We start from the raw sequence: 22,525 nt of genomic DNA, 5'->3' as shown, positions 1-22,525 counted from the left end.
GACAAGTCGCGCTTCGTCATCATCGATCCGCATGAGGATGGCGAGCTCGCCAGGCAGCATGGCGTGCGCTTCATCAAGGGCGGCGTCACTCGCGACAATTACCGCGAACTCCTGGTGCCGCTGTTGACGGAGGGCGGCGGCCAGGGGTTTTGCGTCAATCTGTCGGTCGACACCTCCTCTGTCGACATCATGACGCTGTGCCAGGAGATCGGTGCGCTCTATATCGACACCGTGGTCGAGCCCTGGACCGGCTTCTATTTCGACAAGAAGATCAACCCGGAGAAGCGCTCCAATTATGCGCTGCGCGAGACCCTGCTCGCCGCCCGCCGCAACAGCCTGGGCAGGCCGACCGCGGTCTCGACCTGCGGCGCCAATCCAGGCATGGTCTCCTGGTTCGTCAAGCAGGCGCTGCTCGACATCGCCCGTGACACCAATACCGAGTTCAATGAGCCGAAGAGCCGCGAGGGCTGGGGCGAACTCGCCCGCATGCTCGGGGTCAAAGGCATCCAAATCGCCGAGCGCGACACCCAGCGCTCGAAGAAGCCGAAGCCGATGAACGTGTTCGTCAACACCTGGTCGGTCGAAGGTTTCGTGTCCGAGGGCATGCAGCCGGCCGAGCTCGGCTGGGGCACGCATGAAACCTGGATGCCCGACAACGGCCGCACCCATCCTGACGGCTGCGGAGCTGCGATTTATCTGCTGCAGCCTGGCGCCAACACCCGCGTCCGCTCCTGGTGCCCGACCCCGGGCGCGCAATACGGTTTTCTGGTCACCCACAACGAGTCGATCTCGATCGCCGACTATTTTACGGTCCGCGACGGCGACAAGGTGGCGTATCGCCCGACCTGTCACTACGCGTATCATCCTGCCAACGACGCGGTGCTGTCGCTGCACGAGATTTTTGGCGCGACTGGCAAGATGCAGGAGAAATGGCACATCCTCGACGAGAACGAGATCGTCGACGGCATCGACGAACTTGGCGTGCTGATCTACGGCCATGCCAAGAACGCCTATTGGTACGGTTCGCAGCTCTCGATCGAGGAGACGCGGCAGCTTGCGCCCTATCAGAACGCGACCGGCTTGCAGGTGTCGTCGGCGGTGCTCGCCGGCATGGTCTGGGCGCTGGAAAACCCGACCGCCGGCATCGTCGAGGCCGACGAGATGGATTTCCACCGCTGCCTGGAAATCCAGCGGCCCTATCTCGGGCCGGTGAAAGGCTTTTACACCGACTGGACCCCGCTCACCGATCGCCCCGGACTGTTTCCCGAGGACATCGACACCAATGATCCCTGGCAGTTCCGGAATATTCTGGTGCGATGATGCCGAAGGGAGTCATTGCTGCGGATTCCAAGAAGCCGGTCATCGCCCGCGAAGGCGGGCGATCCAGTATTCCAGAGACAGCAGTCGTTCCCTGAGAGGCCGCGGCGTACTGGATGCCTTGCTTTCGCGGGGCATGACAGCGGAGAGGAAGGTAGGCGACGCGACTTACTTCGCCAGATAATCGAACACCACCGTCCCGAGACCGAGCGTGAGGTCGGTCTTGAAGTGCAGCGCGGAGATGACCTCGCGCACCGGCAGCTTTGCCACGTCGGCGAGCGCATGCGGAAACAGGCCGAGCGCGGCAGGGCCGGTCCAGGCCTCTTTCAGGGTGATGTCCTCGAGATAATAGCGCACCAACTCGCAGACGCGCGCGCTGCCGTCGACATGCGGAATGATCTTCAGCATGAAGTTCGGCGCCTTCATCCCCTGCAGCAATGTGTTGTGATCGACAGGGCGGTGCTTGTAGCCCATGGTGGCGGAGGCGCACAGCACCGAGCCATAATGCAGCGTGCCGACCAGCACGTCGCTCTCGACCTCCAGCTTCGGCCGCGCGAGTTTTTTGGGAAAACCCCACAACTCGCGGCCGCCGGCGATCGGCCCCTCATCATCCAGATACATCGAATGGACATAGACGCCCTTCTCGCCCTTGAAGCGGACCGGGATCACCTGCCCGGTCTCGGTGTAATCGCCGAAGCCGGTGGAGTCGGGCATGCGGATGAACTCGTAATTGACGAGCCCGTCGACGACTTCGAGCGGCTCCGGCACGACGGCCGCAAGCGCCTCCGGGTCGGTCCGATAGGTGATGGTGAAAAACTCCCGGTTGAAGAAGCGATAGGGGCCGGGCGGAAATGACGGATTGGTCAGCGGCATCGAATAGGCTGACTTTCTGACGTCCTCGATCTTCATGCCTTGCCTCCTTCATCCCTGCAATGGGCGGCATTATGCTTGCGATGCAGCAAGGAGGCGAGACGGGAAAGTGGGCAGGCGCCGTTCAAAATCTCGCGCGCGGTGGCATCGGCGTCATACGACGCGCATCAACATATTCCACTGTCATCGCCCGGTCGATCGGGCGATGCAGTACGCCGAGGCCTATCGGCTCAAGCACTGCTGTCTCTGGAATACTGATGCCCCGCTTGCCGCCTCCGCTAAAGCTCCCGCGCGCCCTCGAGCTCGTGGCCGCGCCGAAGCCTTGGCGTAGGCGGGAAGCGGGGCATGGCAGCGGTTTGAGCGGATAGTGCGCGCAGAGCGGCTCGTCACTGCTTGATCGGTGGCGCGACTTTCTCGGCCGGCGCAGGAGGCAGCGCCGGCGTGGCGCCGGCCTTTTGCGCATCGGGGTCGGGACGGGCGGGCTCGGGCGCCGGCGTGGTCGGCCGCGTACCGCCGGGTTTTGACTCGGCAGGCTTGTCGCTCGGGGACGGCGCAGGAGACGACTGCAGCGGCGGCGTCCCTTGCGCCATGACTTGAGGATCGCTCGCCCTGAGCTTGACCAGGGCAAAGCTCGACATGACGACGCCGGCTGCGACCGCGATCATCGCGAGGCGCACATTCCGCCTGTAGGCATGTAGGCGCTCGTCGTGAGACATGACCTGCTGATCCCGCGCGTGACTGCAGCAGGTCAACGAGCGATGATGTCATTGGTTCCGGCGAGTTCCAGCAGGATCCATTGCTCACAAAGTCAGGAGCCCACCCTCGCCGGCCTCGTCGGCGAATGCGAGCAAGCTGCCCCGGGCGTTCCACGCCAGTGCCGTGACTGGCGGCGTGCCGTTCCGCCGCACCAGGATCTCGGCGCCGTCTTCCATGCGCACCATCAGAACGGTGCCGTCCTCATAGCCCGCGGCCAGAACGTCCTGCTTTGGATGACAGGCGACCACCGTGGCGCGCGCCGGCAGCGGCGCCAGCATCCCCGGCTGCTTGCCCATCGGACCGTCCTTGCTCGCAAACGGCCACACGATGACGGACTCCGCGCCCGACGTCGCCAGCGCCTTGCCGCCAGCGCTCCACGACATTGACTTGACCCGACCGGGATAGCCGGTCATGCGCATATGCTTGTGGTCGGCGAGCCGCCAGCCGTGCAGCGCCGGCTCATGCATGGCGGTGACGAGAAACTTGTTGTCGGGGCTGAACACCACGCCGAGATGCGAGCCGGCCCATTCCAGAAATTCCGCGTTCGCCGCCATGTTGGGAAACCATAGCGTGACGCCGCCATAATGCGCGATGGCGAGCCGCATGCCCTTCGGCGCGAAGGCGAGACCTCCGACCGTCGAGGGCACCTCGAAAAACTTGTCCTCGCCCTTGCCGCTCCTGACATAGGCAACCTTGCCGACCGACCAGGCCAGCGCACCGTCGCCATGGAGCGCGACATTGTCGATCCAGCGACGTTTTGCGTCTTTCGCCAGTTCGGTCACCTGCCCCTTGGCATCGAGTGCGACCAGCCGCCCATCGTCACCGCCCGTGACGATGCGGCCGCCATCGGAGACCGCACAGAGAATGCCGCCGCCATGGGTCGCAACGCTCGTGACCTCGCCCTCGCCATCCGCGAAAAAGACGTTCTCCTCGGCGCCGACGAACCCGGCGCGATCACCGAGGAAGTGCACCGACGTCACTGGCGCGCCCAACGCGACCGCGCGCACTTTATCGGTGACGGAGGCGATCGACGCGGTTTGCCCGCCCTGTTCGAACCCACTCATCACGATACGATGCAGCGCTCAAAGCCGTCGCGGATTTCCTGCTCCGGCAGCTCGCGGCCGATGAAGACCAGCCGGCTCTGCCGCGGCTCGCCGTCCTTCCACTTCCGCTGGTGATCGCCCTCCAGCATCATGTGCACGCCCTGGAAGACGTAGCGGTCGTCGTCGTTGTCGAAGGCCAGAATGCCCTTGGAGCGGAGAATCTTCTGGCCCTCCAGCTGCACCAGGTTTTGCAGCCAGGGCATGAACTTGTTGGGATCAAGCGGCTTGTCGGTCTTGAGCGACAGCGACTGCATCTCCTCGTCATGATAGTGTTTTAGGCCATGGCCGTGATCGTGGTGATGATGGTCGTGGTCATGATGATGGTGATGATCGTGATTGTGATCATGGTCGTGATCGTCGCCGGCTTCGAGGAAATCCGGCTCGATAGCCAGAATTCGCTCGAGGTCGAAGGCGCCGCGGTCGAGCACGTCGTCAAGCGCCACCTTGCAGCGCTCGGTGCGGTGCAGCCTCGCATAGGGGTTGATGCCGCGGATGCGCGCCTCGACCTCGGTGAGCTCCGGTTTTGAGACCAGATCGGTCTTGTTCAGCACGATGACGTCGGCGAATGCGATCTGGTTCTTGGCCTCCGGCGCGTCCTTGAGGCGATCGCTCAGCCATTTGGCATCGGCGACCGTCACGACGGCATCGAGCCGGGCATTTTTTTGCACGTCCTCGTCGACAAAGAAGGTCTGCGCGACAGGCGCCGGATCGGCAAGCCCCGTGGTCTCCACGATGATGGCGTCGAACTTGCCCTTGCGCCGCATCAGCCCGTCGAGGATACGCACGAGATCCCCGCGCACCGTGCAGCAGACGCAGCCATTGTTCATTTCGAACACTTCCTCGTCCGCGCCGATGATGAGGTCGTTGTCGATGCCGATCTCGCCGAATTCGTTGACGATGACGGCGTATTTCTTGCCGTGATTCTCCGACAGAATGCGGTTGAGCAAGGTGGTCTTGCCGGCCCCGAGATAGCCGGTCAGCACCGTCACTGGAATTTTTTCCGATGTCGATTGAGACATGCTCACAAAACCCTCAGAAAGTGCAAAAGGAGCGTGGCGCGCCCCGGCTTACAGGGTGGCCCCTGCGTTCTACCGGTCCAGCGCGCTGGTCAGCGCCTTTATATTGTGCCTGACCATCGCAATGTAAGTGGGGGCATCGCCCTTTTCGCCAGTTAAGGCGTCGGAAAACAACGTTCCGCCGATCCTGGCCCCGGTCTCGGCCGCGATCCGACCGACCAGCCGGTCGTCGCTGATATTTTCCAGAAATACCGCCGGGATTTTCTCGGCCCTGACCTGCGCAATGATCTTGGCAATATCCCAAGCGCTGGGCTCGGTTTCGGTCGAGACGCCGAGCGGGGCGATGAAGACGATGCCATAGGCCGCTGCGAAATAGCCGAAGGCGTCATGGGTCGAGATCACCTTGCGCCGCTCCGGCGGGATTTTTCCGATCGCTGCACGCGCTTCGGCATCCAGCGCATCGAGCTCGGCCAGATAGCGCGTAGCGCGGCTGTGGAAGCTTTCGGCATCCGCCGGATCGGCGGCAACCAGCGCATCGCGGATGTTCGCGACATAGACTCTTGCATTGGCAACGGACTGCCAGGCATGCGGATCGGCATCGGACCCCAGCTTCAGCGGCGCAATCCCGGTGGTCGCCACAACGGTGCGCGCCTTGCTGGCGGAGGACTGCAGCAGGCGCGGCAGCCAGCCTTCCAGACCGAGGCCATTGACGACGAGAAGCCGTGCATCGGCGACCGTCTTCGCATCGGCCGGGGTCGGGGCATAGACATGGACGTCGCTATCGGAACCGACCAGCGTGGTCAGGCTGACGCTGTCGCCACCGACCTGACGCACGAAGTCGCCGAGGATCGAGAAACTCGCCACAACGTTGAGGCGTTCGGCGGCGTGCAGCGGCGATGCCATGAGCGCCAGGGCGAGAGGCAGCCAAAATCGCGCGCGCATCACAAAACTCTCAGGCTTCGAGATGCGGCGCGGGAAACAATTGCCGGACCACGCCGCCATTGCGGCCGAACAGCACCGAAAAGCCATACAGGGTGGCCGCGACCAGGATGATTGCCGGCCCCGAGGGAATGCGGGTCTGGAACGATACGACGAGACCGACATAGCCCGACACGATCGCGCTAGCGGCCGCAATGCAGATCATCGGCGTGATGTCGCGCGACCAGAATCGCGCGATGCTCGCGGGCAGGATCATCAGGCCGACCGACAGCAGGGTGCCGAGCGCCTGAAAACCCGAGACCAGGTTGACCACGATCAGCACCAGGAACAACAGATGCGCCGGCGCGCCGGCGCGGCTCACGGTGCGCAGGAACAGCGGATCGACGCTCTCGATCACGAGCGGCCGGTAGATCACCGCGAGCACGACAAGCGTGATGGTGGCGTTGATGGCGACCAGCAGCAGCGTCTGATCGTCCAGCGCCAGGATGTTGCCGAACAGCACGTGCAACAGGTCGACATTGGTGCCCTTGATCGACACGATGGTGACGCCGAGCGCGAGCGAGGTCAGATAGAAGCTCGCGAGCGACGCGTCCTCCTTCAACCCGGTCGAGCGGGCCACCACGCCGGAGAGGATGGCGACCGCAAAGCCCGCGATCAATCCGCCTGTCGTCATCGCGAACAGATTGAGGCCGGACAGCAGGAAGCCGATGGCCGCCCCCGGCAGGATCGCATGCGCCATGGCGTCGCCGACCAGGCTCATTCGCCTCAGCATCAGGAATACGCCGATCGGCCCGCCGCCGAGAGAAAGCGCGATCACGGCGGCAAGCGCGCGACGCATGAAGGCAAAGTCAGCGAAGGGCGCGAGCAATGCGTCGGCAAGCATGTCAGGCCGCCCGCGTTGCGACATCGTCGGCGCAGGCCGCCGCGTGGTCGTCAAAAGCTTCGCACATCCGCATCGCGACCATGAGGTTTTCGGCTGTCAGCGCCTCCTTGGTCGGGCCCCATGCCACCGGCCCGCGCGCCAGCAGCAGCGTGTCGGGAAAGTTGGTCCGTACCATGTCGAGGTCGTGCAGCGCCACCAGCACGGTACGGCCCTCGCCGTGCCAGCGCTCGATCAGGGCCAGCAGGTCCTTCGACGTCTTGGCGTCGATGGCGTTGAGCGGCTCGTCCAGCACGATCAGGCGCGCATCCTGGAGCAGCACCCGGGCGAACAACAGCCGCTGCATCTGTCCGCCGGAGAGAGTGCCGATCGGGCGGTTCTCAAAACCGTTGAGGCCGACCGCTGCAATCGCCGCGACGATCCTGCCTCGCGCCTTCAGGTCGAGCCCGCCGAATAGTCCTGTGCTGCGCCATAACCCGGTGCTGACGAAATCGAACGCCGAGATCGGAAAGCTGCGGTCGATCTCGGCGATCTGCGGCAGATAGGCGATGTCGCGGTGGTCGAGGCCGCAAAGGTCGATCGCGCCGGAGAGCGGCTTGAGGATGCCGGCGATGCCGCGGAGCAAGGTCGATTTGCCGGCGCCGTTCGGGCCGATCACGGCCAGCAGCGCGCCGGCACCGACGTCGCCCGAGAGGTGATGCACCGCCGGATGGCGGTCATAGCCGAGGGTGACGTTGCGAAATTGCAGTTGGGGCGCCATGGCTCACCTCATCGCAAGCCACACGATCACCCACAGGGCGGCGCTGACCGCACAGGCCACCGCGAGCCGGGTCGCGGCCGGCATGCGCAGGATCGACCAGGACGCCGCCTGCGCCGGATGTGGCGAAGCCGGGCCGTGCGCGTGGGGATGGGCGTGGACATGCCCATGAGCGGTATGATGCTGCGGGTCGGCGGGAACCATGACGGGATGTTATATTATAACATTACATCTGTCCATCGACCGAGATCGCAGGCTCTCTGATAATGGACTTAACCAGGAGTGGCAGCCGGAACGGCAGGCCTATGTGGGCTGATCAGGTCAGATAGCGCACCAACGCCAGGGCCGCAAAAAGCCCGGCGATCGAGAAGCCCACCGATCCGAGGACATAAAACGCCGCCAAGCCAAGCGCGCCGCGCTCATAGAGCAGCGCAGTGTCGAGCGAGAAGGCCGAGAAGGTGGTGTAGCCGCCCAAAATGCCGGTCATCAAAAACAGCCGCCAGTGCTGCGTCGCCTCGCCCCGGAAGGCGAGATAGCCGGCGATCAGGCCCATCACGATCGAGCCCGTGATGTTGATGATGAAGGTGCCGTAAGGAAACGCCGTGCCGAAGGCCTTTGCGGCGGCCATGTTCACGGCGTGGCGCAGCGAGGCGCCAAGCCCGCCGCCGAAAAAGACCAAGAGGTAGTTCATCCCGCCCGTCCAGTCCAAGAATCCCCGGCTGGAGAGCGTTTTGCCGCAAGCACGCCATAGCCGCAAGAACGGCTCACGCAGAAAGGGCGGCAGCGCATGGCTGCCGCCCTTCAAGGCGTTAGAAAACCAGAGTCAGGACAACCGTCGTTAGACCCTCATGGTGAGGAGCCGCGCCCTTGCGCGGCGTCGCGAACTATGAGGCCTCAATGGTCGTGTCCGGGCCTCATCCTTCGAGACGCTTGCTAAAGCAAGCTCCTCAGGATGAGGGGATAGGACTAGGCCACCTTGCCGAACAGCTCGTCGACGTAATCCCAGTTGATGAGATTTTCGACGAACGCCTTCAGATAGTCGGGACGGCGGTTGCGATAATCGATGTAGTAGGAGTGCTCCCAGACGTCGCAGCCGAGAATTGGCGTCGCACCATGCACCAGCGGATTCTCGCCATTGGGCGTCTTGGAAATTTCGAGCTTGCCGCCTTTGACCTGCAGCCAGCACCATCCCGAGCCGAACTGGCCGACGCCGGCGGCAGCGAAATCCGTCTTGAATTTTTCGAAGCCGCCGAGATCCTCGTTGATCTTCTTTTCCAAGCGGCCCGGCAGCTTGCTGCCGCCGCCGTTCGGCTTCATCCAGCTCCAGAAGTGGATGTGGTTGTAGTGCTGGCCGGCATTGTTGAAGACCGCGGCATTCTTGCCGAACGAACCCTTCACGATCTCCTCCAGGGACTTGCCCTCGAATTCGGTCCCCTTGATCGCGTTGTTGCCGTTCGTCACATAGGCTTGATGATGCTTGTCGTGATGATATTCCAGCGTTTCCTTCGACATATGCGGCCCGAGGGCGTCATAGGCGTAAGGCAGGGGGGGAAGGGTAAAGGTCATGGGATGATGTCCGCAACTGGTGGGAAGACGTGATGTAACGGGAACCCCTTATAGAAGGTTCCTGGGCTGTAAAACACCGCATTTTGGCAAAACAAGTTCACGACAGCCGCATCTCTGCGGGCCGTGTGCCGCGACATCCCTCAATCGCGCCGGCCATGCCGACGGCGACGGTCGCCTGTGATCGCGTGATGGCCGATCATGAAGCCCTTCGCGGGAAGATGGAGGACTCGCCCAACAGAAGCCGCGCGAAAGCCTGCAATTCGACGTTGCACAAACCGGATTTGCTGGTATTGAAGCCTTCCTTTTTCGGGTGGGGGGTCCATGGCCTGTCGGTTCGTTTTCGTTGCGCTGCTGTTCACTGCATTGCTTGCCGCATTCGGCGCGAAGGCACAGGCCGGTGGCGAACCCACCGGAATCTGGCTGACCCAGGCCGGCGATGCCAAGGTGAAGGTCAGCAAATGCGGCGGCGGCATCTGCGGCGTGATCGTCTGGCTCAAGGATCCGATCAATGCCAGCACCGGAAAGCCTGAAGTCGACGACAAGAATCCGAACCCCGTGCTCGCCAGGCGTCCGATGATCGGCCTCGCGCTGTTCACCGCCATGCATGCGTCGGGCCCGGGCAAATGGTCAGGCGACATCTACAATGCCGACGACGGCCATACCTATGCGAGCCATGTCTCGGTGACCGGCCCCGACGCGCTCAAGGTCGAAGGCTGTGTCGGCATCATCTGCGGCGGCGAGACCTGGACCCGCGCGCGCCGCTAGGTCGGATTGGGTTCGACTTCGACTGCTGCAGCGTCGGGACTGCGCTCCCTCTCCCCGCTTGCGGGGAGAGGTGAACCGCGCGCTCGGAGAGAGCCATCCGACCAAATAAGCTACGCCAGCGTCGCCTTCAACGCGGTCGCAGCGGAGGCATAGCCGCCGCGGGCACCGTCGATGAAGTGGACGTGGTCCGCGCGCATCACGGAGGGCGTGAAGCAGGTCATCATCGCGGCGTCCTGGCGATGCAGGCCATAGCGCAAAATGCCTTTTTCCGCCGCCGCGGCAAGCCGATCGGTGAGCGCGCGCGCGAGCTCCTCGGTGCAGTCGAGGATCATGCGCAGGCTATCGTCATATTTTCGGAAGTCGGAATTTTCGACCACCTGCCGGATGTAGAGCTCCGGCACAAAACCGCCCACCTTGATGCCGAACCGCATGACGAGATAGGCGAACAGCGTGCGCCCGAGCACGTAGACGCGCCGCCTGAACAAGGGTCCGCCGCGCGTGGCGCGCGCTTCATACTCGACGCCCTGCGGCGGCCAGCGCAGCGGCGGCCCGCCTGACGGCACCGGCCGTCCGCCATCCGGACTGCGCTCAACGAGACCGATGATTTCCTCGATCTCCTGGCGAAAAAGTTTTGGATCGGCGCCGCGCGCCGGCACGACCAGGATCGACAGGATGAGACCGCGTGCCGACGGAATCTCCTCGAACCGGCACGACAGCCCCGACAGATCGGGCTGCGTGCCCGGCGGCGCCGCTTCGATGGCGAACTCGCCGCGCTTCATCGCAGCATCGGCCCAGCCAAGCCCGCCGCCGGAGAACATCGCATAGGACAGATTGGCCGACGGCCCGTAGCGCGCGACCCGCACATCGAGTCCCTCGGCCCGGATCGCGCTGACCGGCACCAGCGCGACGCGCATGACGAGATCGAGATCATCCCTGACCCAGGCCGCGGTCGCCGCCAGCGCTTTCCGGGCCGCTCCGAGGTCGTCGCGCGCGACCGCAAAGCTTGCGCCATCGCCGCCGAACACGAAGGGAAATTCGCGCCCCTCAAGCGCATTGGTCACAGCCGCGATCACGGCCGCACCCGCCATGTTGACGGCCTTGTAGCGCTGGGCCGCGATCGCCTTGGTCGATTCCACGATATCGGCGACGCCGATGGTCCAGTCATCGGGCAGCGGCGAATAGAGTTTTGGCTCCATCAGGCTCGCAAAGCCGCGGAACACCGGAATGCCGCCGTAAAAATTCTTTGCCATCGTGCTGGTCATGGGCTCAGGCTCGTCCAGACGACCAATCGCTCAGGAGATACGGCCGGTCCGGCAGATCGGTTCATGTGACCGGATGCGTCATTGAGCACAAAACAACGCGAAGATAAACCGCTTCGCATCGGCCGAGAACGGCCTGACAAGATCACCTGTCATCGAAAAGGCGCCTCACCTCTGCTACGCTCTCGCAATGACGACACCAGCCCCGCCGATCCAGCAAGTCACTGCTCATGCCCTGCAACTCGGTGACCGTATCAACACCGCCGGCTTCGAAGGACAAGTGCTGTCGAACACGCCGCTGGCGCTGCGAATCGGTCCGAGCGGGATCGCCGTGGTGTTCCGCTACGGGGTCGTCGTCTTCATCGCCCTGACAACCGATGAAGAGCAGGAATTCCTGGAGCGACTAAAAGCTCGGACCTTCGGCACCATCACGCCACGCGAAGAGGAATGGGCCAAAATCGAGGTCGCGCGGGAATCCGAGGAGCCGATTCCTGTCGGCGGCCCGATCCTCGTGAAGGAGCTGTCGCTGGAACGGCTTCTGGTGGTGTCCGACGCGCTGGCCAAGAGTGTCGTGCTGGGGCGCGCCGAGCGCGAGGTCACCAACGTGTTCGACGTGGTCGAGCCTTTTGCCCGCGAACTCGCCACCTCCGGCAAGACCTCGAAGAACCGCAATGAGCTGCTCAAGCTGATCGGCGAAGCACTCTTGGTGCAGCATCGCGTGTCCGGCCGCGTCGCCGTCGGCGAGAAGCCGGATGTGCTGTGGGACCGTCCGGATCTCGAGCGGCTCTACGCACGGCTCGAGGACGAGTATGAGCTCACCGAGCGCGAGGAGACACTGAACCGGAAGGTCACGGTGATCGCCGAAACCGCGACCACGCTCGCCGATATTGTCGACACCAAACGGTCGGTCCGGCTCGAGATCATCGTGATCGTGTTGATCGCGGTCGAGGTCGTCGTCGCATTCTATGATATATTCGTCCGCGGCCACCATTAGAGTGCAGTTTCGCGGCGCCATGCCGCCGGCCTTGCTATCACAGGTTGTTTTATGTAACTGACACATTTCGAGCCTACTGAATGGTCAGGCTGTGTAAGCCGCCGGCCAAGAAGTTGAACAGGTGTTGTCATGCCACACCTCGACGCTGTCCCCCGATCCGGTCTTTTCAGGCGGCCGCCGCCTTCGCTCCGATTTGCAGCGCTCGCCGTGCCATTCTTCGCGTTGCTTCAGCCGCACGCCAGCGTGGCCGCGTCCAGCACCGTGACGCTCTGCACCAGGCTCGACTTCTGCTATTGCGTGAACAGCGACTACCGCGACGCCATCGACGCCAATGTCGCGCGCGTCCGTGGGCTGATCGCGGGCCACAAGGCGCAGGGAAAAGCGATCGGCTATCTCAGCGTCCCGCTCTCGCCCGCCGGCGGCGGATCGTTTGCAGTCAATGCCGAGATTGCAGCGGCGACGGCGTCCAGCGTGACCGCGCGTCTTGGTGCGCAATCGGCATGGATTCTCAATCCGGGCGCCGAGGGTGGCGACCGCATGAACGGCGCCGGGGGCGCCGATTTCATGTACATGTGGACGCAGATCCTCGAGGGCCGGAACGGCGCGGGCGAGGATTTCGATTTCTTCTATTTTGCCGGCCCATCCGACTTTGCAAGCTTCTTCAAGCTGACCGGCCAGGGCGACCTCGAGCGGCTGGAGGCGTGGTTCGACGCGCGTGCGGCGCAGGACCCGAGCTTCATGACGGCGGTCGACAACGGCAGCATCACCAGAGCGGGCTTTCGCAACTATTACGGCCTGCGCGCCTCCGTCGCCTTCAGCTACGGCTCACACGATGATTGGAACATCGCGCGCGCGATCAATGCGCGACGGCGCGGCGCGGCGGATTTTGGCATCGCCAACCAGCTCGCGATCTTCTTCGACGGCCATCCCGTGACGCCGGGCAGCTATGAGGAGCCGACGGCGGCGGGAGATGCCGGCCGCTGTGTCAAATGACTTGGGGGCCGCGATAGGGTGAAACGGGTCCGGTCGCTCCGGATGCGTATGCTTCACTCCAGCGCGCTGACATTCCAGGTCGCGTGGCTGACGCCCGGCAGCTTTGCCAGCGACGCGACGATGGCGTCGAGGTCGCCGGGCTCGACCGCAAGACTCACCAGCACGGCCGCGATCTCGACATTGTCGTCGGACCGGTACACCACCTTGGTCTCGCGAACCGGGTAGTTGGCAGCCTCCAGCCTCTCGGACAGCGCCTCGCGACTCCGCGCGACATTTTCGACATCTGACGTGACGATGATCTCGTAATTGGCCTCCGAACTCTTCTCATTGAGCGGAATGCGATCGATCGCGTTCACCAGCGGACGCAGCAGCGTGTTGCCGGCGAGCACGAACAGCGTAAGCGCCGCAGACTGCGCCACCATGTCGGCACCGGCACAGGAGCCGACTGCGGCCGAGGCCCACAGCGTCGCCGCGGTATTGAGGCCGCGCACATTCATGCCCTCCTTCATGATCACACCTGCCCCGAGAAAGCCGATGCCGGAGACCACATAGGCGATCACCCGCACGCTGCCATCCGCACCGGTGAGATGGTCGGCGAGGTCGACGAAGGCAGCGGCGCCGACCGCGACCAGCACATTGGTCCTGAGCCCCGCGCTGCGCTGCCGGTACTGGCGCTCGGCGCCGATCAGGGTGCCGAACACGAAGGCGACGAACAGGCTGACGAGCGTGTCGACGAAGTCGTGGAGCTGGAAAGTGTGCAGGAATCGCATTACGTGGCCTCTTGCCGGAACGTCGCCCTTATCCCAGCGTCGTTGATCCTCGTCAAACCGCCCGACGCGAAAGACGCCTACCAATAACGAGGACGCGTTGGATGGATCGACGAGCGTGCCGGGCGAGAGCGGAAATCACAGTCAGGCCGGGCGCGAGGCCATCAGCGCCGTCAAGCTGTCGCAACGATTGACCGCGAAGGTCGATGCCTGGGCGGAGGCCCACGACACGGTGCGCTCCGACGCCATCCGCCGGCTGCTCGAACTGGGCCTAGTCGCGTCGTCCGCCCGTCCGCCGCACGAGGGCCGATCGGTCCGCGACCACGAGGTGGAAATTGAAGAGCGGGCAACGGCACAGATCGAAATGTTGCTCGATCCCTCGCTGTCGCCCGACGAGCGCGAACGCCGAAAACGCCGGTTGATCGAAGGGCCGCCCGAATTCTCCGGCGAACGCATCGACCTGCCGAAGCATGAGAAATAGCATTGCTGGAGATCGCGGGGCCGCGCTAGCGTTCCGCGTCCTCGGGCCTGCGCACGCTCACATCGTGACAGCCCACCAGCCTGACGAGCTTTTGCGGATGCATGTCATGGCCATGGGCTTTACGCATATCCTGCTGCGTCATCGGACCACAATCGCAAGCGCGGTCCCCTTCGTGCGCAGACGGGGAAGACGCCGGCCCGGGTCTTGAAGCAGGCTTTGAAACGCGCATGGACAGCTCCTCAGAGAGGCAGATCGGCTGACCTATCGAGCTCAAAACATATCACGAAAATGCAGAGACGTCATTGCCACCGACGTACCGCGCAGGCGGCGAGCCCATTCTAAGCAGCTGACCGTCAATCTTATTCCGCTGCCAACCTGTCGGCCTGCCGGGGCAGGCCGAGTTGATCCCAGACGTCCACCAGCGCTTCGGCGAGACGATCGATCAGCGCGTCATCGTGGTAGGGCGAGGGAGTGATGCGTAGCCGCTCGAGGCCGCGCGGCACGGTCGGATAGTTGATCGGCTGGATATAGATGCCGTGCTCCGACAGCAGCAGATCGGACGCCCTCTTGCACTTCTCGGGATCGCCGACATGCACCGGCACGATATGCGTGTCGCTCGGCATGACGGGCAGGCGCGCCGCATTGAGCACCGCTTTCAGCCGCGCCGCGCGATCCTGGTGCCGCTCGCGCTCCCATTGCGACGTCTTCAGATGCCGGATCGCGGCGGTCGCCGCCGCGCAGATCGCCGGCGGTAGCGCCGTCGTGAAGATGAAACCGGGCGCGTAGGAGCGCACGGCATCGATGAGGTTGGCGCTGGCGGCGATATACCCTCCGAGGCAGCCGAACGCCTTGGCAAGCGTGCCTTCGAGAATGTCGATGCGGTGAGCGGCTCCGTCGCGCTCGGAGATGCCGCCGCCATGGGCGCCGTACATGCCGACGGCGTGAACCTCGTCGACATAGGTCAGGGCGCCATATCGCTCGGCGAGATCGCAGATGCGATGCAGCGGCGCGACGTCGCCATCCATCGAATACAGGCTCTCGCACAGGATCAGCTTTGGCCGATCGGGATCGGCCGCGCGCAACAGCTCCTCCAGATGGACGACGTCATTGTGGCGCCAGATCCGCTTCTCCATGCCGGACTTGCGCACGCCCTCGATCATCGAATTGTGATTGAGCCCATCCGACAGCAGCAGGCAGTTCGGCAGCAGCTTTGCGATCGTCGCGATGCCGGTCTCGTTGGAGACGTAGCCGGAGGTGAACACCAGTGAGGCCCCCTTGCCATGCAGCGCGGCGAGTTCCTGCTCCAGCACGGTCAGCGGGTGATTGGTGCCGGCGATGTTGCGCGTACCACCGGCGCCCGTGCCCATGCGGGTCGCCGCATCGACCATCGCGCCCACGACTTTGGGATGCTGAGCCATGCCGAGATAATCGTTCGAGCACCAAATCACCACCTCGCGCGGTCCATCGGACGAATGCCAGATCGCATGCGGAAAACGCCCGGCCAGCCGCTCGAGATCGGCAAACACGCGGTAGCGGCGTTCCCTGTGGAGCTGGTTCAGCGCCGCATCGAAAAATCGGTTGTAGTCCATCGCGTTTCCGCCCTCCGCCACCGTCAGATCCTGCTGCATTTCACCCGAGGGTGAGGCAGCACCGTGGCAAATGCCAATAAAGACGATTTCAGCGAAAAATCCTTGATCGAGATCAGGCTGGAACCGCCGGGTCTTTGCAGCCGACGGCCTACCCGCCGTCTGGTTCGACCTGTCGATCACGTTCCTCGTCAGGGCCTGACCGGTTCCGGAAGTCCGACCGTGCATAGACGACCGGCGACGAGAAGGTGTTAACTGAGACGGTAAAAAGCGCCGGCCGGGACCGCCTTCGCGCCGGAACCAGCAAACCGGAGTGACCGGCGCCGATAGGTCGAAGGTCGAATGCAGACGAACGCATTTTGATGCGCGATGCTGCGGGGACTGGGTAAACTGGCGTCAACAGGGGTCCGGCGGAAGCTCCGATCCTGGCGAGCCCCTGGCGAGAATCGAGGAAACGCACGTTCGTGCTGCACGCCTGCAAGCACGGCTCCCTGCGAGCGGGAAAAGATGCGCCAGTCATTCGCTGGAACTGCGCATGAACGACAGCATCTCGTCGCTCTTCATCCGCAACCCGATCGGCACCTCGCTGCTGATGGCGGGCATCCTGTTTGTCGGCCTCGTTGCCTATCCGCTGCTGGCCGTCGCGCCGCTGCCGCAGGTCGATTTTCCGACCATCCAGGTCAACGCAAGCCTGCCCGGTGGCAGCCCGGAGACGATGGCGTCCTCCGTCGCACAGCCGCTGGAACGGCAGCTGGCGCAAATCCCCGGCATCGCGCAGATGACCTCGACGAGCTCGCTCGGTTCCACCGCGATCACGCTTCAGTTCGAGCTCAACCGCAATATCGACGGCGCCGCCAATGACGTGCAGGGCGCCATCAACGCGGCCGGCGGACAACTGCCGAAGAACCTGCCGTCGCCGCCGACCTACCGCAAGGTCAACCCGGCGGACTCGCCGATCCTGCTGTTGTCCGCGATCTCGGACACGCTGCCCCTGATCAAGGTCAGCGACGCGGTGGACGCCCAGCTCGGCCAGCAGATCAGCCAGATCTCCGGCGTCGCGCAGGTCTACATCGGCGGCCAACAGAAGCCCGCCATCCGGATCCAGATCGATCCGGCAAAGCTCGTCGCCAAGGGCCTGTCGCTGGAAGACATCCGCAGCCAGATCGCTATCACCACCGTCGACAGCCCGAAAGGCAACATCGACGGGCCGAGACGGGCGTACACGATCTACGCCAACGATCAGCTTTTGGATCCGGAGGCCTGGAACGACGTCATCGTCGGCTATCGCAACGGCGGCCCCTTGCGCGTCAAGGACATCGGCCGGGCCGTCGCGGGCCCCGAGGACATGAAGCAGGCCGCCTGGGCCGACGGCAAACGCGGCGTGTTTCTGGTGATCTTCAAGCAGCCTGGCGCCAACGTCATCGACACCGTCGACCGTATCAAGGCGCGGCTGCCGCGCCTGATCGCCGCCATTCCGCCCGCCATCAAGATCAAGACCATCAGCGACCGGACGCTGACCATTCGCGCGGCGGTTCACGAGGTGCAGATCACGCTTTTGATCACCATCGCGCTCGTCATCATGGTGATCTTCCTGTTTCTGCGCAGCATCTCCGCCACCGTGATCCCGAGCATCACGGTTCCGCTGGCGCTGCTCGGCGCCTGCGCACTGATGTGGGTGTTCGGCTACACGCTCGACAATCTCTCGCTGATGGCGCTGACCATCGCGGTCGGCTTCGTGGTCGACGACGCGATCGTGATGCTGGAAAACATCACGCGCTATGTGGAGCGGGGCGAAAAGCCGCTCGCCGCCGCCTTCAAAGGGGCCAAGGAGATCGGCTTCACCATCGTTTCGATCAGCATTTCGCTGGTCGCGGTGCTGATTCCGCTGCTGCTGATGGGCGGGGTCATCGGCCGGCTGTTCCGCGAATTCTCGGTGACGCTGGCGATGGCGATCTTCGTCTCGCTCGTCGTATCGCTGACGCTGACGCCGATGATGGCATCGCGCTTCCTGCATGCCCGTGGCGAAACCCGGCACGGCCGGTTCTATCAATGGAGCGAGCGCACCTTCGACCGGCTGCTGGCCGGCTATTCCAAAGTCCTCGACCTCGCCCTGCGGCACAGCCTGACGACGCTGTGCATCTTCTTCGCCACAGTAGCGCTGTCGATCTATCTGTTCGCGATCATCCCCAAGGGCTTCTTTCCGCAACAGGACAATGGTTTTCTGACCGGGGTGTCCGAGGCGGCCCAGGATATCTCGTTTGCCGATATGGAGCGGCATCAGGAGCAGCTCTCCCAGGTTGTCCAGGCCGATGGCGCGGTCGACAGCATCGCGATGTTCATCGGCGGGGGCGGCACCGCGCTCAATTCGGGGCGCATGTACATCACGCTGAAGCCGCGGGAGGAGCGCGACGTCACTGCGGAGCAGATCATTGCGCGGCTGCGGCCCAAGCTGGCAAAGGTCGAGGGCGCCCGCCTCTACATGCAGGCCTCGCAGGACGTCCGCCTCGGCGGCCGCGCCACGCGCACCCAGTTCGAATACACGCTGCAGGACGCCAATCTGGCCGAATTGAATGATTGGGCGCCAAGGATCCTGGAGCAGCTGAAGACGCTGCCTGAGCTGCGCGACGTCGCCACCGATCAGCAGACCGAAGGCACCACGCTCCAGCTCCACATCAATCGCGACACCGCCGCACGCTACGGCATCCAGCCGCAGCTGATCGACGACACGCTCAACGACGCCTTCGGCCAGCGGCAGGTGACGCAGTATTTCACGCAGCTCAACTCCTATCACGTGATCCTGGAGATCCTGCCCGAGCTGCAGGGCCGGCTGGACACGCTCGACAAGCTTTATCTGAAGTCACCGACCACCGGCGAGCAGGTGCCGCTGTCGGTGTTCTGCAACTGGACCACCGATCCGGTTCGCCCGCTCGCGATCGCCCATCAGGGCCAGTTTCCGGCCACCACGATCAGCTTCAATCTCGCCCCCAACGTGGCGCTCGGCCAGGCAACCAGCGCGATTCAGAAGGCCGTCGACCAGCTCGGCGCCCCCGCGACGCTCAGCTCGAGCTTTCAGGGTACCGCGCAGGCATTCCAGGACTCGCTCAAGACCGTGCCGCTGCTGATCGTCGCGGCGCTGGTCGTGGTCTATCTGATCCTCGGCGTGCTCTATGAGAGCTACATCCACCCGCTGACGATCCTGTCGACCCTGCCATCGGCCGGCGTCGGCGCGCTGGCGATCCTGATGGCGTTCGGATTCGATTTCAGCCTGATCGCGCTGATCGGCATCATCCTCCTGATCGGCATCGTCAAGAAGAACGGCATCATGATGGTCGACTTCGCCATCGCTGCCGAACGCGACGAACATCTGTCTCCCAGGGAGTCGATCCGCAAGGCCGCGACCTTGCGCTTCCGCCCGATCATGATGACCACGATGGCGGCGCTGCTCGGCGGCGTGCCGCTGATGCTCGGCACCGGCACCGGATCGGAAATCCGCCAGCCGCTGGGCTATGCCATGGTCGGCGGCCTCGTCGTCAGCCAGGCGCTCACCCTGTTCACGACGCCCGTGGTCTATCTCTATCTCGACCGCCTCTCCAACGCGATCGCGCGGCGGACGGCGCGCAAGGCGCCCGACGAGTCGCAAGCGCCGGCGCAGGACAATCATCTCAAAGACGCAGCGGAATGAATAACGCGTGATGAGGATTGTCTCGACCGTCGCCGCGTCGGAGGTGCGCCCCCTCTCCCCGCAAGCGGGGAGAGGTGAACCATATCCGCCGAGCGACGGAAGCAAATTTGATCAGGCTCTACCCCACGCCGTGCAGCACCAGGCGATTGAGCCGCGCGGCGAAGGCGGCGGGATCGTCGGGCAGCTCGCCATCGAGGATCTGCGCCTGCTCGAGCAGCAGCAGCGAGAGATCATCGATGGTCTTTGACGCCGTGTCGGCCTTGGCGATCGCCGCAACTACCGGGTGGCGCAAATTGATCTCCAAAATCGGTTTCGAGCGCGTGCCGCGGTTCTGCATCGACAGCAGCCGCTCCAGCTCGCGGTCCGGCCCATGGCTGCCAGCGACCAGGCAGGAGGCACTCGACGTGAGGCGCGTCGAGGCCTTGACGTCGCTGACGCGCTCGCCCAGCGTCGCCTTGATCCGGGCGATGGTGTCGGCCTCGTCCGCCGGAGGCTCAGCCTTGTCCTCCTTCTTGTCCTCGAGCAGCGGGATGGTGCCAAAATCGATGTCGCCCTGGCTCAGGGATTTGAGCGGCTTGCCGCCATATTCGAGCCGCGCCGAGGTCCAGAACGCGTCGACCGCATCGGTCAAGAGCAGGACTTCAATGCCCCGCGCCGCGGCTGCTTCGAGCCGCGGATTGGATTTCAGCCGCTCGATGCTGTCGCCGACCAGGAAATAGATCTCGGTCTGGTTCGGCTTCAGGCCTTCGACATATTGCTTCAGCGTCCGCTTCTCGCCTGCGGTCGTCGTGAATCGCGCCAGCGCGAGCAGTTTTTCGCGCCGCTCGAAATCCTCGTAAATGCCTTCCTTGATGACGGCGCCAAAAGCTTCCCAGATTTTCGTAAAATTCTCGACATCCTTCTCGGCGAGCGTCTCCAGCTCGGTGAGCACGCGGGTCGTCACCGCCTTGCGGATCGCGGCGAGCTGCGGATTGTTCTGCAGCATTTCCCTGGAAATGTTGAGCGGCAGGTCCTCGCTGTCGATCACGCCGCGCATGAAGCGCAGGTAAGCCGGTAGGATGTCCGCTTCGTCGGTGATGAAGACGCGCCGCACATAGAGCTTGACCCGGCCCTTGCGCGACGGCTCGAACAAGTCGAACGGTTTTGTGGCGGGCGCAAACAGCAGCACCGCATAGGAATAGCGCCCCTCGGCGCGGTAGTGCAGCGTCATCGCCGGCTCGTCGAACGCATGCGCGATCGACTTGTAGGCCTTGGCATAATCCTCCGCCGTCAGCTCCGACTTCGGCCGCTGCCACAGCGCGCTCGCCGAATTGATCTGCCGCGGCTCGCCTTCGTCCGGCACCAGCTCGATGGCGAACTGGATGTTGTCCGAATAGGCGGTGACGATGCGCTCGATCTCGTAGGTCTCAAGATATTTTGTGGTTTCGCTCTTCAGATGCAGCGCGATCTCGGTGCCGCGGGCAACGCGTTTGGCGTCCTCCTCGCTGGCGGGCGCGACCTCGAAGCCGGCGCCGCCGGAGGAGGTCCAGGTCCAGACCTCGCTCGAGCCGGCGGGGCGGGAGGTGACGACAATGCGGTCGGCGACCATGAAGGCCGAGTAGAAGCCGACGCCAAACTGGCCGATCAGGCCGGCGCCGTCCTTGGCCTCGGCGAGGCGGGCCACGAAGGCCTTGGTGCCGGAGCGGGCGATGGTGCCGAGATTGTCGATCAGCTCCTGCCGGTCCATGCCGATGCCGGTATCGGCGACGACCAGCGTGCCGGCGGCCTTGTTCGGGGTGATCCGGATTTTTGGCGGCTCGCCGTCGGCGATCAGGTCGGGCCTTGCGATCGCCTCGTAACGCAGCTTGTCGCAGGCGTCCGAGGCGTTCGAGATCAGTTCGCGCAGAAAAATGTCGGTCTCCGAATAGACCGAGTGCACCATCAGGTTCAAGAGTTCGGACACCTCGGCCTGGAAGGGCTGGGTCACGGCAGCGGTATCGGTGGTCGTCGTCATGGGCTGGCTCGCAAAGCTGGCTCAAGGAAGCGGTTGAAAATGATGGAGAGACCCCGGATATAGCAGTGCAAGTCGGCGCTGCAAGGCTGCCGTCTGACCTTTGAGGGCGGCAGTTTGGGCTGGGGGCCCTCACTTCGCCTCGGCGCGTCTTGCCACGACCGTGCATCGGCATTCCCGCGTTGGTCGACACCCGGGCCGGACCCTTGAATGGCTGCGAGCGGTCATCGGCGCTCACGCCAGGACGACGCCAACGAGGAACGGGCAGTCAAGGAGGTAGACGAGCGCACGATGATTTTGCTGAAATGAGCGCGTCGAGGGGAATCCCATGGTTTTCTGGATAGCTTGTCTGGCCGGGCTGGCGGTCGCTTATCTCTTCGGTTCGACGCCGACGGGCTATCTGGCGGGAAAACTGCTCAAGGACATCGACATCCGGGAGCATGGTTCCAGATCCACCGGCGCAACCAACGTGTTGCGGACGCTGGGAAAATGGCCTGCGCTCGTGGTGCTGCTGGTCGATGTGCTGAAGGGTGTCGCGGCGATCGTCTTGGCCCGCTGGTTCTGTCCCTGGCTCTATGCATTGCCGTCCGTCACGCCGCCGACAACGCCTGATCTGCAGACCTTGCTGCCCTGGGCGGTCTGCCTGGCCGGACTTGCCGCGCTGCTGGGGCATGGCCGCTCGATCTGGTTGAATTTTACAGGCGGCAGATCCGTCGCGACGGGGCTGGGCGTGCTGCTGGCGATGTCCTGGCCGGTCGGCCTGGGTGCTGCGGCAGTTTTTGGCGCCGTGCTGGCCATCTCTCG

General features: G+C 63.9%; 21 protein-coding genes. 7 read left to right on the top strand and 14 right to left on the bottom strand.

Translation table 11 applies throughout. The features are described 5' to 3' along the window. Positions 1–1,320: homospermidine synthase (locus JOZ76_RS32115; RefSeq protein WP_291705412.1), on the top strand; the 1,320-nt coding region annotated here is incomplete at its 5' end. 165 nt (positions 1,321–1,485) lie between these two features. Here the strand turns inward: JOZ76_RS32115 and JOZ76_RS32110 are convergent. From JOZ76_RS32110 to JOZ76_RS32065, 10 genes are all read right to left on the bottom strand, one after another. Further along, complete coding sequence (locus JOZ76_RS32110) at positions 1,486–2,226, bottom strand: acetoacetate decarboxylase (RefSeq protein ID WP_291705411.1); 741 nt, start codon at positions 2,224–2,226, stop codon at positions 1,486–1,488. Positions 2,227–2,573: 347 nt separating this feature from the next. Further along, positions 2,574–2,903 carry a hypothetical protein gene (locus JOZ76_RS32105; RefSeq protein ID WP_291705410.1) on the bottom strand — a complete coding sequence of 110 codons (330 nt, stop codon included), beginning with the start codon at positions 2,901–2,903 and terminating at the stop codon, positions 2,574–2,576. An 84-nt stretch (positions 2,904–2,987) separates the two neighbouring features. Beyond that, the gene (locus tag JOZ76_RS32100) at positions 2,988–4,007 is read right to left on the bottom strand and encodes a WD40 repeat domain-containing protein (protein ID WP_291705409.1); all 1,020 of its coding nucleotides are present in this window, start codon (positions 4,005–4,007) and stop codon (positions 2,988–2,990) included. Continuing rightward, entirely contained in the window at positions 4,007–5,065 is a 1,059-nt protein-coding gene (locus JOZ76_RS32095; protein ID WP_291705408.1) for a CobW family GTP-binding protein, read from the bottom strand. The genes JOZ76_RS32100 and JOZ76_RS32095 overlap by 1 nt, the downstream gene beginning before the upstream one ends. A gap of 69 nt (positions 5,066–5,134) precedes the next feature. Continuing rightward, on the bottom strand, positions 5,135–6,004 hold the full coding sequence (locus JOZ76_RS32090) for a metal ABC transporter substrate-binding protein (protein WP_291705407.1): 870 nt from the start codon (positions 6,002–6,004) through the stop codon (positions 5,135–5,137). 10 nt (positions 6,005–6,014) lie between these two features. After that, positions 6,015–6,884, bottom strand: coding sequence for a metal ABC transporter permease (locus JOZ76_RS32085; protein WP_291705406.1), 870 nt, complete (start codon positions 6,882–6,884; stop codon positions 6,015–6,017). A 1-nt stretch (position 6,885) separates the two neighbouring features. Continuing rightward, positions 6,886–7,641, bottom strand: coding sequence for a metal ABC transporter ATP-binding protein (locus JOZ76_RS32080; protein ID WP_291705405.1), 756 nt, complete (start codon positions 7,639–7,641; stop codon positions 6,886–6,888). A gap of 3 nt (positions 7,642–7,644) precedes the next feature. Continuing rightward, on the bottom strand, positions 7,645–7,842 hold the full coding sequence (locus JOZ76_RS32075) for a hypothetical protein (protein ID WP_291705404.1): 198 nt from the start codon (positions 7,840–7,842) through the stop codon (positions 7,645–7,647). A gap of 112 nt (positions 7,843–7,954) precedes the next feature. Next, the gene (crcB, locus tag JOZ76_RS32070) at positions 7,955–8,329 is read right to left on the bottom strand and encodes a fluoride efflux transporter CrcB (RefSeq protein WP_291705403.1); all 375 of its coding nucleotides are present in this window, start codon (positions 8,327–8,329) and stop codon (positions 7,955–7,957) included. A 275-nt stretch (positions 8,330–8,604) separates the two neighbouring features. Further along, positions 8,605–9,204 carry a superoxide dismutase gene (locus JOZ76_RS32065; protein ID WP_291705402.1) on the bottom strand — a complete coding sequence of 200 codons (600 nt, stop codon included), beginning with the start codon at positions 9,202–9,204 and terminating at the stop codon, positions 8,605–8,607. Positions 9,205–9,525: 321 nt separating this feature from the next. Here JOZ76_RS32065 and JOZ76_RS32060 point away from each other — a divergent pair, with 321 nt between their 5' ends. Next, entirely contained in the window at positions 9,526–9,969 is a 444-nt protein-coding gene (locus JOZ76_RS32060; protein WP_291705401.1) for a DUF2147 domain-containing protein, read from the top strand. 110 nt (positions 9,970–10,079) lie between these two features. Here the strand turns inward: JOZ76_RS32060 and JOZ76_RS32055 are convergent, their stop codons facing one another. Continuing rightward, on the bottom strand, positions 10,080–11,219 hold the full coding sequence (locus JOZ76_RS32055) for a DUF3095 domain-containing protein (protein WP_441300138.1): 1,140 nt from the start codon (positions 11,217–11,219) through the stop codon (positions 10,080–10,082). A 199-nt stretch (positions 11,220–11,418) separates the two neighbouring features. Between JOZ76_RS32055 and JOZ76_RS32050 the strand changes: the two genes are divergently transcribed. Both JOZ76_RS32050 and JOZ76_RS32045 read left to right on the top strand, forming a co-directional pair. Beyond that, positions 11,419–12,222 carry an RMD1 family protein gene (locus JOZ76_RS32050; RefSeq protein ID WP_291705399.1) on the top strand — a complete coding sequence of 268 codons (804 nt, stop codon included), beginning with the start codon at positions 11,419–11,421 and terminating at the stop codon, positions 12,220–12,222. 243 nt (positions 12,223–12,465) lie between these two features. After that, complete coding sequence (locus JOZ76_RS32045; RefSeq protein WP_291705398.1) at positions 12,466–13,215, top strand: hypothetical protein; 750 nt, start codon at positions 12,466–12,468, stop codon at positions 13,213–13,215. Between the two features lie 53 nt (positions 13,216–13,268). Here JOZ76_RS32045 and JOZ76_RS32040 read toward each other — a convergent pair whose 3' ends face one another. Continuing rightward, complete coding sequence (locus JOZ76_RS32040; RefSeq protein ID WP_291705397.1) at positions 13,269–13,985, bottom strand: MgtC/SapB family protein; 717 nt, start codon at positions 13,983–13,985, stop codon at positions 13,269–13,271. Between the two features lie 97 nt (positions 13,986–14,082). Here JOZ76_RS32040 and JOZ76_RS32035 point away from each other — a divergent pair, with 97 nt between their 5' ends. Continuing rightward, positions 14,083–14,463, top strand: coding sequence for a hypothetical protein (locus tag JOZ76_RS32035; protein WP_291705396.1), 381 nt, complete (start codon positions 14,083–14,085; stop codon positions 14,461–14,463). Between the two features lie 359 nt (positions 14,464–14,822). On the opposite strand, the gene hemA is transcribed toward JOZ76_RS32035, so the two are convergent. Next, a complete protein-coding gene (gene hemA / locus JOZ76_RS32030; RefSeq protein WP_291705413.1) occupies positions 14,823–16,052 on the bottom strand; it encodes a 5-aminolevulinate synthase in 1,230 nt (409 codons plus the stop codon). Between the two features lie 532 nt (positions 16,053–16,584). Between hemA and JOZ76_RS32025 the strand changes: the two genes are divergently transcribed. Continuing rightward, entirely contained in the window at positions 16,585–19,731 is a 3,147-nt protein-coding gene (locus tag JOZ76_RS32025) for a multidrug efflux RND transporter permease subunit (RefSeq protein ID WP_291705395.1), read from the top strand. 118 nt (positions 19,732–19,849) lie between these two features. On the opposite strand, the gene htpG is transcribed toward JOZ76_RS32025, so the two are convergent. Then, entirely contained in the window at positions 19,850–21,724 is a 1,875-nt protein-coding gene (htpG, locus tag JOZ76_RS32020) for a molecular chaperone HtpG (RefSeq protein WP_291705394.1), read from the bottom strand. A gap of 325 nt (positions 21,725–22,049) precedes the next feature. Between htpG and JOZ76_RS32015 the strand changes: the two genes are divergently transcribed. Next, a partial coding sequence (locus JOZ76_RS32015) for a glycerol-3-phosphate acyltransferase (protein ID WP_291705393.1) occupies positions 22,050–22,525 on the top strand: 476 nt, incomplete at its 3' end.

Origin of the sequence: Bradyrhizobium sp., from assembly GCF_019244115.1 — a bacterium.
Lineage (GTDB): Bacteria > Pseudomonadota > Alphaproteobacteria > Rhizobiales > Xanthobacteraceae > Bradyrhizobium.
This window is presented reverse-complemented; position numbering and strand designations above follow the sequence as displayed.

What these genes read in the sequence shown, in the direction of transcription:
- JOZ76_RS32110 (WP_291705411.1), bottom strand. Translation starts at nt 2,226, where the DNA reads ATGAAGATCGAGGACGTCAGAAAGTCAGCCTATTCGATGCCGCTGACC.
- JOZ76_RS32105 (WP_291705410.1), bottom strand. Translation starts at nt 2,903, where the DNA reads ATGTCTCACGACGAGCGCCTACATGCCTACAGGCGGAATGTGCGCCTC.
- JOZ76_RS32100 (WP_291705409.1), bottom strand. Translation starts at nt 4,007, where the DNA reads ATGAGTGGGTTCGAACAGGGCGGGCAAACCGCGTCGATCGCCTCCGTC.
- JOZ76_RS32095 (WP_291705408.1), bottom strand. Translation starts at nt 5,065, where the DNA reads ATGTCTCAATCGACATCGGAAAAAATTCCAGTGACGGTGCTGACCGGC.
- JOZ76_RS32090 (WP_291705407.1), bottom strand. Translation starts at nt 6,004, where the DNA reads ATGCGCGCGCGATTTTGGCTGCCTCTCGCCCTGGCGCTCATGGCATCG.
- JOZ76_RS32085 (WP_291705406.1), bottom strand. Translation starts at nt 6,884, where the DNA reads ATGCTTGCCGACGCATTGCTCGCGCCCTTCGCTGACTTTGCCTTCATG.
- JOZ76_RS32080 (WP_291705405.1), bottom strand. Translation starts at nt 7,641, where the DNA reads ATGGCGCCCCAACTGCAATTTCGCAACGTCACCCTCGGCTATGACCGC.
- JOZ76_RS32075 (WP_291705404.1), bottom strand. Translation starts at nt 7,842, where the DNA reads ATGGTTCCCGCCGACCCGCAGCATCATACCGCTCATGGGCATGTCCAC.
- crcB (WP_291705403.1), bottom strand. Translation starts at nt 8,329, where the DNA reads ATGAACTACCTCTTGGTCTTTTTCGGCGGCGGGCTTGGCGCCTCGCTG.
- JOZ76_RS32065 (WP_291705402.1), bottom strand. Translation starts at nt 9,204, where the DNA reads ATGACCTTTACCCTTCCCCCCCTGCCTTACGCCTATGACGCCCTCGGG.
- JOZ76_RS32060 (WP_291705401.1), top strand. Translation starts at nt 9,526, where the DNA reads ATGGCCTGTCGGTTCGTTTTCGTTGCGCTGCTGTTCACTGCATTGCTT.
- JOZ76_RS32055 (WP_441300138.1), bottom strand. Translation starts at nt 11,219, where the DNA reads ATGGCAAAGAATTTTTACGGCGGCATTCCGGTGTTCCGCGGCTTTGCG.
- JOZ76_RS32050 (WP_291705399.1), top strand. Translation starts at nt 11,419, where the DNA reads ATGACGACACCAGCCCCGCCGATCCAGCAAGTCACTGCTCATGCCCTG.
- JOZ76_RS32040 (WP_291705397.1), bottom strand. Translation starts at nt 13,985, where the DNA reads ATGCGATTCCTGCACACTTTCCAGCTCCACGACTTCGTCGACACGCTC.
- hemA (WP_291705413.1), bottom strand. Translation starts at nt 16,052, where the DNA reads ATGGACTACAACCGATTTTTCGATGCGGCGCTGAACCAGCTCCACAGG.
- JOZ76_RS32025 (WP_291705395.1), top strand. Translation starts at nt 16,585, where the DNA reads ATGAACGACAGCATCTCGTCGCTCTTCATCCGCAACCCGATCGGCACC.
- htpG (WP_291705394.1), bottom strand. Translation starts at nt 21,724, where the DNA reads ATGACGACGACCACCGATACCGCTGCCGTGACCCAGCCCTTCCAGGCC.